7 protein-coding genes are annotated in these 7,580 nt (G+C 39.4%); all 7 read right to left on the bottom strand.

Features of this window, described 5'->3' with window-relative positions:
* Positions 1 to 152: 152 nt before the first annotated feature.
* The 7 genes from aguB to K0A91_RS06420 all read right to left on the bottom strand — a co-directional run bounded on the left by aguB (position 153) and on the right by K0A91_RS06420 (position 7,352).
* Positions 153 to 995: an N-carbamoylputrescine amidase gene (gene aguB / locus K0A91_RS06390; RefSeq protein ID WP_295009126.1), complete on the bottom strand. Its 843-nt coding sequence runs from the start codon at positions 993 to 995 to the stop codon at positions 153 to 155.
* A 13-nt stretch (positions 996 to 1,008) separates the two neighbouring features.
* The gene (locus K0A91_RS06395; RefSeq protein WP_295009128.1) at positions 1,009 to 2,085 is read right to left on the bottom strand and encodes a hemolysin family protein; all 1,077 of its coding nucleotides are present in this window, start codon (positions 2,083 to 2,085) and stop codon (positions 1,009 to 1,011) included.
* 168 nt (positions 2,086 to 2,253) lie between these two features.
* Positions 2,254 to 2,571 (bottom strand): cupin domain-containing protein, encoded by a 318-nt coding sequence (locus tag K0A91_RS06400; RefSeq protein WP_295009130.1) that lies wholly within the window; start codon positions 2,569 to 2,571, stop codon positions 2,254 to 2,256.
* Complete coding sequence (amrB, locus tag K0A91_RS06405) at positions 2,568 to 3,353, bottom strand: AmmeMemoRadiSam system protein B (protein WP_295009132.1); 786 nt, start codon at positions 3,351 to 3,353, stop codon at positions 2,568 to 2,570. The genes K0A91_RS06400 and amrB overlap by 4 nt, the downstream gene beginning before the upstream one ends.
* Positions 3,354 to 3,371: 18 nt before the next feature.
* Positions 3,372 to 3,959, bottom strand: a complete 588-nt coding sequence (amrA, locus tag K0A91_RS06410) for an AmmeMemoRadiSam system protein A (protein WP_295009134.1) — start codon at positions 3,957 to 3,959, stop codon at positions 3,372 to 3,374.
* Between the two features lie 74 nt (positions 3,960 to 4,033).
* Positions 4,034 to 4,906 carry a TIGR01777 family oxidoreductase gene (locus tag K0A91_RS06415; protein WP_295009136.1) on the bottom strand — a complete coding sequence of 291 codons (873 nt, stop codon included), beginning with the start codon at positions 4,904 to 4,906 and terminating at the stop codon, positions 4,034 to 4,036.
* 208 nt (positions 4,907 to 5,114) lie between these two features.
* Entirely contained in the window at positions 5,115 to 7,352 is a 2,238-nt protein-coding gene (locus K0A91_RS06420) for an AAA family ATPase (protein ID WP_295009138.1), read from the bottom strand.
* Between the last annotated feature and the right edge of the window lie 228 nt (positions 7,353 to 7,580).

The following is a 7,580-nucleotide window of genomic DNA, read 5'->3' on the forward strand; positions in this document are numbered from 1 at the left end:
TCCAAACTAGGGACTAATGCACGATAGAGGATTTTGTTCAAGTTTGAGGCGAAACGAAAGTCAAATTGAGGAGTTTACTGTAGTAAATGACGAGATTTTACTAAATTTCAACGAAGAAATTTGGCAAAAGCATCATTGTGCAGTGGTCTCTGCTAACAGATATTTTTGTACATCTCTGGACGTCTGTCTCTTATAAGTCCCCAGTAGTCTCTCTGTTTTTGGTTCTCATCTATGTCAAACTCGGCGTAGATTATCTCCTCTTTATCTCTTGAGGCTTCGGCAATTTTTGCACCAGTATAGTCTGTTATGAAAGATGAACCGTAGAAATTCAGACTGCATGCAACGCCCTTTTCTTCACCGATACGATTTGCAACAACTACTGGAACGGTGTTTGTCGCAGCATGTCCCATCTGAACTCTCTGCCAGTGCTTTTTTGAGTCAAGATGGATTTCAGGTTCGCTTCCGATTGCAGTCGGATAGAATATAATCTCAGCGCCCATAAGCGTTAAAGCTCTTGCTGTCTCACAAAACCATTGGTCCCAGCAGATTCCGACACCAATTTTTGCATAAGCGGTATTATAGACCTTAAATCCCGTATTACCAGGTTTAAAGTAGAACTTCTCCTCATATCCTGGGCCGTCTGGAATGTGCGTCTTACGGTAGTTATCCATAATAGTACCATTTGCATCTGCTACGACTAAAGAGTTAAAATAGCCCTCGTCGCTCTTCTCAAAATAGCTGATTAAAATAACTACATGCAACTCTTTCGCTAACGTGCTAAATCGCTCTATTAGTTTGTTGCCTTCCCTTGGAGATGCCCATGAGAAGTACTTTTCATCCATATCTTTGCAGAAATAGTAACCCTCAAAAAGCTCCGGAAGCAGAATGATTTTAGCACCGCCTTTTGCGGCTTCTCTAGTTAATCTCTCAGCCTTATCAACGTTTGAAGTTTTATCTTCACTCATCTGCATCTGAATTGCACTGACTTTGACCATCTTCTTGTCCCGTTTAAGCGTTTTTAGCTTTTTCTATTTTTTTTCTCTCAAATCTCATCTTGTCTTGAAACTGCTTACTTCTGTCTTTTGCAAAAAGCTGCATATCTTCAATCTCGTCCATCTCATCAACAATCTCAACACCCAAAAGTGTCTCAATCGCATCTTCAAGCGTAACAACACCGACAGTTTGCCCATAGTTGTCATAAACGATAAAGAGGTGCGTTTTGCGCTTTATAAATTGGTCTATCAGAGTAGGAACAGGGATGTTTTCTGAGACCATATGTACTTCGTGTGAAATACTCTCTAAAGTCATACTGTCATGATCTTCATTGCTCTCTTCAAGAATTCTTTGACTAAACACGATTCCAACAACGTCATCAAGCGTCTCTCTGTAAATAGGAATACGCGAATGAATATACATACGGTCATCTTCTACCGCTTCTTCAATGGTTGTTGAACTAGGCATTGCAAAAACAACGCTTCTTGGCGTCATAATATCTTTTGCCTTTATATTTTTAAGCTTTAAGAGATTCTCTATAAGATCACTCTCTTTGCTAAGAATTGTTCCCTCTCTCTCGCCCATTGCAACGACTGCCATAATCTCATCGCGAGAAAAATTATTTTGATGTTTCTTGTTTCTTGATATATAATTTGTTAAAAATGATGAAACCCACGTAAAAGGCGCGCTTATTGTCATCATAACCGAGATAACGTACGCCGATGGCACCAAAAGTCTTTTCCAATAAATAGCACCTATTGTTTTAGGGATAATCTCTGAAAAGTACAAGATAAGAAGCGTTACGACAAAGGCAACGAGTGCTTGCCACTCCTCACCAAAGAGTATCTGTGCCTGAGCTCCTACGCCTGCCGCACCCATGGTGTGTGCAAATGTATTTACAGTAAGTATAGAAGAGATAGGTTTATCAATATTTGATTTTAGCTTTTTTAGCCTATTTACTAAACTTTCATTGTGATTTTTGGACAAACTTTCAATGTAAGAATTTGTACTTGATAGTAAAACCGCCTCAAGAATAGAACAGAGAAACGATATTAAAATTGCGATTGAGAGATAAGTTATCAATATCATCATAGGTTTATTCCTATGCGAACGAGGGTTGAACTACGCGAGGCCGGGTCGCTTTGGGTCATTATAAAATTCCTTTAAATTTTTTAGAGCTGAAAGTATATCATATTTAGGTTACTAAGACATCTCTTTGGAATATACAAGAAGAAAAGTAAAATAAAAATCACTTATACTTTAATAGTAAACCGCAAGCCAAACGCTCTCTTCTTCAGGCTTCGTCCAGGAGACTCTATGCTTTTTATGGGCAGGGATGTTTATATAATCTCCGGCTTTTAATCTGACCTCATTCCCATTTAAAAAAGAGATTATTGCCTCTCCTTGGAGTAAAATTACCCACTCGTTGCTTCTTTGGTCATACCACTCATCTTGCGGTGTGGTATGACCAAAAGAGACTATCCGCTCTATTTTTACTCCATCTTTTGAGACAATCTTTTCAAATAACTCATCTTTTAGCGTTGATGGAATCAGCTCAAATATATTTGATTTTTTCATGAAAAATATGCGCTTGTATAACCGACAACCCTGCTAGTGTCGTTGCTTGCATCAGCACTTGTCCTGTAGTCAAGTATGTGAGATGCGAGAGAGAGCTTTTTTGCACTTAGTATCATCGCCTCAACTCCAATATTTCCGCATGCCTCACATCCGCTGTGAAGCATTCCGACATCAAGTTTTTCAATAGATGTAAGGCAGATATTGTCAAGTCTATGTGCTTCACCGAGATTGTAAAAATGGCTCAAATCCGTACTGATTACAACTCCTGCGTCGGGCTGTTGTAAAACAAAATCGATTATCTCAGATACATAGTGCGCATTTGCGTAGCTATAGACAAGCTCGAGTATACTGACATCCTCAATATAGTGTTTTAAAAAAGGGAACTGCACCTCGGTACTGTGCTCAAAGTGAGCCTCCTTAATACATGAGATGGAGAACTTATCCTTGAGTTTTAACGCCAAATCTTCTATAGCGCTAATTTTGCCAAACGGGGTGTCGTAACTGCTAAATTCGCAAAGGCTGATTCCATCAAAAGCTATTTTGTGAGATGGCCCAATTACTACGAATTTTTTAATTGAGCTTTTTTGCAAAACTCTATATGCGATGTTTGCCGTATATCCTGAGTAGATATAACCCGCATGAGGAACTATAATAGCTCTCGTGTTCACCTCTGGCAGAGTAAAATTTTCATCATATATAGCGCTGAAATGCTCAAAATATCTCTCCAGCTCAACCGCCCTTCTTGGATAAAAAGTACCTGCAACACTCATATTTCGTTTCATAACTACACTCCTGGCCTGCTATTTTGTTTTTCGTTCCAACTCTAATATCTCATCAAACTTGCCCTTAACGGCTTCTACTCTGTATCTGTAGATAGTCGGATGCTGGGCATAAACTGAGGGATTTAAACCCGCCTTCATGCTAAGATGCTCCAAAAACTCTCTTGGTGATGGAAGCTGTTCCCACACTTGAGGCAAAAATGTGCCCTGATTTCCCTCATGTTTTAAAATAAGTCCGTCAATATCAGGAACGACCTTTTTTAGCAAATCATCAAAATCTTCATACTCCAAAAGCGTTGGCTCGCTAAGAACTGAAACCTCAACGTAGATATGTGATAGCTCATTTTCATGCAGCTGATGAAATCTTGGGTCATGAAATGCGGCAGATACAGCATTTGCGACTATGTCACTCATAAGTGAGCGGTGTGCGACAATGGAGCCGATACAGCCTCGCAAATGTTCATCAAACTTTAGAGTCACAAATGACGCACCATCTTTTTTTAAAAAAGGGTAGCTCTCTAAGAGCTTGCTTTTATCGAAATCATACGAGCCGTTAAACTCTCTAAGTATAGAGCTTTTAGCAATTCTAAGCACAATAGTATCTAGCATAGCGACTCCTTTTTTGGCAAACTCTAAATTGTACAACTTTGAGCTTTATAAAAAACTAAATCAAATCTTAAAGACTATCCTACAATCTCTCTGAGCGCAGGTTCAAATTTATCATACTCAAAAACAAACCCGCTCTCTAAAAGCTTGCTAGGATAAACCTCTTTTGAATCAAGAACAACTCTTGAGCCCTCTCCAAAAATCAGCTTTATAACAAATGCAGGAACTCTAAAAAAAGTAGGTCTGTGTAAAACTTTGCCAAGAATATCTGTCTGCTCTTTATTTGAGAGCGGATAAGGAGATGTAAAATTTACCGAACCTGAGATATCTGGTGTTTTTGTGATAAACAAAATCGCTCTTAGCAGGTCGTCTATGTGTATCCATGAGACCATTTGCTCTCCGCTTCCAAGCTCTCCTCCGACTCCCATTTTAAACGGAGGCACTATTTTATCCATAGCACCGCCCTCTTTGGAAAATACTACCCCGAATCTCATCTGCACGACTCTGACATCAAAAGCTTCTGCTTTTTTCGCCTCAGCTTCCCAATCCCTGCAGAGAGCTGATAAAAAATCATCTGCATAGTTTTTGGAGTTGTCATCATGTGCTATATTTGACTCATAGATTCCGACCGCCGAAGCGCTTAAAAAAAGTTTAGGTCTCTCTTTACAAACTCCAATAGCCTCAACCAGCTTTTTTGTGGTCTCTATTCGGCTTGAGTAGAGCGTTTTTTTATAACTCTCGCTCCATGGAGCCAAAATAGTCGTGCCGCTAAGATTTATGAGAATATCGCATTTTTCTATCTGAGCAACCACTTCCTCTATGGATGTGTTGTCGCGAATCTTTACGCCGATAACATCATTATGCTGCGAAGTAAACAACTCTTCAAGTTTTGAGCCGACCAAGCCGCTCTTGCCGCAAATGGCAATTTTAAGCCTATTTCCTATCGCCATATAAAACTCCTTGAGATTACATTCTGCTTCGATTATAGATTTATAATTATAAAAAAGCCCTTACTGCTATCTGATGTTACACACTAAAACGAACATGTCCGTTTTAGTGGCAGGGACAGATGTCCCTTGCAACCCACTAAAGCTACGAAAAAACTTTGTTTTTTCGAGAATGAAAAGTGTGTAACATACGTTAGTATATTTATAATTTCTATAACTCCAAAAGAACTGTATCTCTTGCAGTTGCTTCAAACTTCTTGCATCCACTCTCAAAAGCTCCGCTCTCGCCTATCAAGATGCACTTGTGTTTTGCTCTCGTAACGGCTGTATAGATGAGCTTTGTATTGTGCATAATGTAGTGTGAAAAACTCATGGGAATGACGACAATGTCATACTCCATGCCTTGAACTTTATGAATAGTAAGCGCATAAGAGAGCATCAGATGAGACTTTAACTCCTCATACTCATAAACGACTACTACATCCTCGTTCGGATAGAATACGAACGCCTGTTCATCCTCATCTTCTATCTTAAAAAGAAGTCCGCTCATCCCGTTAAATATGCGTCTCTGTGCCGAATCTTCGCCGTTTTTATACCCCTCGCCGCTCCACGATGTCATATTTTCATTTTTAGTGTGAACAACCTTGTCCATAAGTCTGAACTCTACGCCGCCCTTTTTTACGCACTTTTTAGGATTTGGGTTGAAGTAATCTTGCAAAACACTGTTTAAGTTGTTTACGCCAAGAGTTCCGCCCTTCATCGGGGTAATAACCTGAAAATAGTTTAGATACTCTTTAATCTGCTTATTATTCAGTCTATACCTTGCTTTTTCTATTGATTCTACGACCTTGTGGGCTATCTCGGCAACTATTTGCGCGGAGTTATTCTCTCTCATATCCTGCAACTCTTTTTGAGAGAGTTGGTTTTTCAAAACATAATAGTTCTGCATAGAAACATCCAAAAACTCAAAATCTTCATATATTTTTCTATACTCGGGAACATTACCTATTCGTATCTCATTTGCGATAACCGTTATGGCTTTGTCTTCACTCTGTCTGTAGATTTTTGTAAGCTTTACAATTGGTGCAAGCTCCAATGTCAAAACATCACTCAGTACATTTCCCGCACCTATGGGAGGCAGCTGCGCATCATCGCCTACGATAATCAAGACGGCATTTTTATCTATTTTTGAAACCAGCCTTGCAAAGAGAGAGGAGTTTATCATGGAGGCTTCATCTATTAAAACAACCGAGTAAGAAAAATTGTCCCTGTCTTCAAACTTAACCAATAAACTCTGTATTGTTGCACTCTCATAACCGGTCGTATCTGCAATGCGCTGCGAAGCTATACCGCTAAGAGCACATGTCATTATCTCTTTTTTGTCATATTTTGTATTTAGCAAATCAAGTATGGTTCTGGACGTAGTACTCTTTCCCGTTCCGGCATAACCGACCAAAAAGAGTATAGACGCGCCCTCGTTTATCTTCTTTACCGCCTCTTTTTGTTGCTCTCCCAACTGAAGCTCTTTATCTTTTAAAAACTCATCCAAATCTTTCACAAAGCCGCCGTTGTCCAACTTTGCTCTTCTCTTAAACTCATCATATAAATACTTCTCCGCATCATAAAGACGAGCGGGAGAGACACGGTTGTTTTTCATAAGGACTACGCTTTGCTCTGCAACGCGCTCTATAAGCGTTGCTTCGTAAAGATGGTTTTTGTCGCTGAACATAAGCAGTTCATTCAGCTCTCTAAACAAAATCTCTTTTGCCACGCAGGAGTTGCCCTGCTGTTCGCAGTAGTTGAGCAGAACATAATCCATCGCCGAGCTTATGCGGTTTTCATCGTTTGGGCTCACTCCCATCTTAAGAGCTAGCTCATCGGCACGTTTGAAACCTATGGAGTTTATGGAGGTTAAGATGTAGGGGTTGTTTTTTATCTTTGCACAAGGCTCATCAACGTCGCGCATCGCAGTTGCAATGGTCGTAAGAAGTGCGGGAGATACGTCATAAGGAGTTAGAAATTCCCCTATCTCACGCATGGAGCGAAACTTTTTCCAGCTTGTTTGTATCTTTTTGAGACGTTTCTCTTTTATACCGCTAAATTCTAGCAATTGTTCTATATCGTTGTCTAAAACCTCGACAAGCCCCTCATTTCCGAAATGCTCTATAAGCTCAGCCGTCAGCTTCTTTGTAAACCCTTTTATGATTTTGTTCAGAAAGAAAAAAAGCTCATTTTGGTTCACTTTTATCTGCTCAAACTTAAAAGTTCTGCCATACTTCTTATGCTCTTCCCAGTGCCCTTTTAGTGTAATGGCACTATCTTTTAAGTGTGAGACCGCACTCTCATAGTATGAGCCGCTAACCTTCTCCCCGCTCTTTAAAACGGCGATAAAAAAAGCCTCTTCTTCAAAAAGGATTTTGTCTATTTGACCTATTATGGTTTCATTCAATGTTTAAGACCTATCTATTTTATATATTAATTGCTGATATTTTTGCGAATGTATTATGCCTTTATATAACCTATTTATGGCTTTTGCATAAATAATGCAAGCTCAACTTTCGCACATAAAACCAAGCTCTTTTTTGGTGTAAGCTCCGATAAGAGCGACAAGTTGGTGTAATTCTTTACTCATCTTGATATTATTGCTGATATTGGCTATGTTTGTAAGGATTTGCAA

It is taken from the genome of Sulfurimonas sp. (assembly GCF_019429335.1).
Taxonomy (GTDB): Bacteria; Campylobacterota; Campylobacteria; order Campylobacterales; family Sulfurimonadaceae; genus Sulfurimonas.

Coding starts and splice junctions, on each gene's coding strand:
- K0A91_RS06400 (WP_295009130.1), bottom strand. CDS start 2,571: ATGAAAAAATCAAATATATTTGAGCTGATTCCATCAACGCTAAAAGAT.
- amrB (WP_295009132.1), bottom strand. CDS start 3,353: ATGAAACGAAATATGAGTGTTGCAGGTACTTTTTATCCAAGAAGGGCG.
- aguB (WP_295009126.1), bottom strand. CDS start 995: ATGGTCAAAGTCAGTGCAATTCAGATGCAGATGAGTGAAGATAAAACT.
- K0A91_RS06395 (WP_295009128.1), bottom strand. CDS start 2,085: ATGATGATATTGATAACTTATCTCTCAATCGCAATTTTAATATCGTTT.
- K0A91_RS06415 (WP_295009136.1), bottom strand. CDS start 4,906: ATGGCGATAGGAAATAGGCTTAAAATTGCCATTTGCGGCAAGAGCGGC.
- amrA (WP_295009134.1), bottom strand. CDS start 3,959: ATGCTAGATACTATTGTGCTTAGAATTGCTAAAAGCTCTATACTTAGA.